The sequence below is a fragment of the Lamprobacter sp. genome, assembly GCF_034860625.1.
Taxonomy (GTDB): domain Bacteria; phylum Pseudomonadota; class Gammaproteobacteria; order Chromatiales; family Chromatiaceae; genus Lamprobacter.
Map to the genome: position 1 here is coordinate 1 of NZ_JAYESN010000361.1, position 2,388 is coordinate 2,388.

Genomic DNA, 2,388 nt, shown 5'->3' on the forward strand with positions numbered 1-2,388 from the left:
CGCACACAGAAATTGGGATTATTTTCCCAATCGTGAACGATGTTATTTCCCAAGCCTTGCGCCATGCCGTGCTGCGGCTGTTGCGCCCCCTGGTGCGCATCCTGCTGCGCCATGGCATGGCCTACGGTACCTTTGCAGAACTGGCGCGCAAGGCCTATGTGGACGAAGCCTTTGAGCATATGCAGACGGCCGGGCTCAGGGCCACCGTGTCGGGGGTCTCTGCGCTCACAGGCCTGACGCGCAAGGAAACCCGCCGTCTGGCAGACCTCGATGTAGCCAGCGGCAGCGATACCGAGCAACGCTACAATCGCGCGATCCGCGTGGTCAGCGGCTGGCTGGCCGACGCGCGCTTCCTCGACCCCAACGGTGAGCCCGCAGTACTGGCACTTGAGGGCGAGCACAGCTTTGCCACCCTGGTGCACGACTACAGCGGAGATGTCCCGCCTACTGCCATGCTGAAGATACTGCAGGGTAGTCAGACAGTGGCTCCAGACGCCAGCGGCGTACGACTGCTGGAACGGGCCTATCTACCGACCAGCACACCGGTCAACCGCATTGACATATTGGGCCGGGACACTGCGGAACTGTTGTACAGCATCGGCCACAATATTGCCACCAGCGATGAACAGCGCGCACTGCGCGTGTTCCAGCGCAAGGTATCGAACCCGGCGGTGCGCGCCGAGGCCGTGCCCGCCTTTCGTGAGTTCTCCAACCGCAAATCCCAGGAACTCCTGGAAACGTATCATCGCTGGTTATCAGCGCATGAGATTGAAGCCGACAACCCCGAGGGTGCGACACCGCACTATATAGCGGTTGGCATTCACTACTACGACGACACACTGATCGCCCAAACACCGACCAAGGAACCGACATCATGAACGCCCCCCTGCTGCGCACACTTGGTATCGCCTGCCTGCTGGCCCTGGGCACCCCCTGCGGCGGTGGCGGGGGTGGTCTGGCTGCCGTGAGCTCGGCCATCGGCGGCGGTGGCAGCGGGGGCATTGGCGGCACCGGCGCGCTGATCAGCACGGGCACCATCGATGGTACCGGCAGCATTTTCGTCAACGGCATACGCTTTGAGGTAGAAGATGCAGAGATCACCATTGACGGCGCGGCCGCTGTTGAGTCTGAGCTGCGCCCCGGCATGGTCGGTACGGTGCGCGGCAATCTGAACGAAGACGGTGTGAGTGCCATCGCCGAGCAAGTTACCGTCAGGCAAGGACTGCGCGGCCCGGTGACTGCCATTGAGCTGGATGCAGACGCCAATAGCCTGCGCCTCGAAGTGCTCGGTCAGACAGTTATCGCTGAGCGCACAGCAACGGTATACGCCGGAACCACCTTTCTCACCCTGAGCACCGGGGATCTGGTGACAGTATCGGGCTTCCGCGATGAGCTGAACCGCCTGCGCGCCACGCGCATAGAAGTGAATGCACCCTTTGAACCCGGGCTCACCGAGGTGCGCGCCGAAGGCAGCATCTCTCAGCTTGCGGGCTTCAGCTTTGTGCTGGGCAACATCCCTGTGGATGCCAGCAGTGCGATGATCAACCTGAACGGCGACGAGCTGAGTAATGGGCAGGCGGTGGTGGTGCGCGGCACACTCAACGCTGCGGGCGACACCTTGCTGGCAACTCGGATAGACCCAGCACCATCCGCGGAAGAGCAGCTGCAGACAAATGCAGAAGCGCGCGTACAGGGCAGTATCAGCGACTTCCAGAATGCCGGCCAGTTCCGCGTAAATGGCGTGGCGGTAGATGCCCGCAGCGCCACGCGAACCCCCGGAGATTTGCAACTCGGCAACCGATTGGTGGTCGAGGTGGATGGCACCTGGAACGGCAGCACGCTGGTAGCTGCCGAGATCCGCAGCCGGCGCGGGCGCATACAGCTTGAGGCCATGGTCCAGGCCATTGACGCGGGCGAGAGGTCTCTGACGCTGGGATTCTTTACTGGCGAAGTCACGGTGGTGACGGACAGCCGCACACTGTTCAAGGACGACGAGGACGATGATCGCTTTATCACGCTCGCCGACCTACGCACCGGAGACGCAGTGGAAGTGGAGGCCATTCAGGAAGGGGATCGCCTGCTGGCAACGCGGGTAGCGCGTGACGACGAGCTGGACGAGGAAGTCGTACGCGGCCCGGTACAATCCTTTGTCGCCGGAGCCAGCATCACCATTCTCGGGCTGCAATACGAGACGGCTGGCGCCGAGTTCGAGGGTGAGGATGACCGGGATCTGGATGCAGCCAGCTTCTTCGCCAGTCTCACTATCGGCGATCTGGTGGAAGTCACAGACACAACACCGGCAGACGGTATCGCCGAGAAAGTGGAATCCGCGTCCGCAGTTGCGCTGGCAGGCGATGAATTTGATGACGACGGTGATCTGAACGACGA

Annotated in this window: 2 protein-coding genes; both read left to right on the forward strand. The window is 62.1% G+C overall.

The window, feature by feature from the left end; all coding sequences use genetic code 11:
• Nucleotides 1–878, forward strand: an 878-nt coding sequence (locus VBE63_RS27520) for a DUF6502 family protein (protein ID WP_323686178.1), incomplete at its 5' end; no start/stop codon positions are given.
• A gap of 86 nt (nucleotides 879–964) precedes the next feature.
• A partial coding sequence (locus VBE63_RS27525; protein ID WP_323686179.1) for a DUF5666 domain-containing protein occupies nucleotides 965–2,388 on the forward strand: 1,424 nt, incomplete at its 3' end.